1 protein-coding gene is annotated in these 296 nt (G+C 50.3%); it reads left to right on the top strand.

Features of this window, described 5'->3' with window-relative positions; translation table 11 throughout:
• A partial coding sequence (cysZ, locus tag LZP73_RS20085; protein WP_234236683.1) for a sulfate transporter CysZ occupies nt 1-296 on the top strand: 296 nt, incomplete at both ends.

The raw sequence follows: 296 nt of genomic DNA, 5'->3' as shown, positions 1-296 counted from the left end.
TGCCCCACGCAGCGGTTTTTACTATTTTGCGCAAGGCTGGAAGCTCGTCTTGCAACCTGGGATTCGGCGTTTCGTTATTTTACCGCTGCTGGTCAATATTTTGTTGATGGGGGGCGCATTCTGGTGGCTCTTTACGCAACTCGATGTCTGGATCCCGACGCTCATGAGTTATGTTCCGGACTGGTTACAATGGCTGAGCTATCTGTTGTGGCCCCTGGCTGTCATCTCTGTGCTGTTAGTGTTTGGCTATTTCTTCTCAACGATTGCTAACTGGATTGCTGCTCCGTTCAACGGTT

It is taken from the genome of Shewanella sp. AS16 (genome assembly GCF_021412365.1).
GTDB classification, from domain to species: domain Bacteria; phylum Pseudomonadota; class Gammaproteobacteria; order Enterobacterales; family Shewanellaceae; genus Shewanella; species Shewanella salipaludis.
This window is presented reverse-complemented; position numbering and strand designations above follow the sequence as displayed.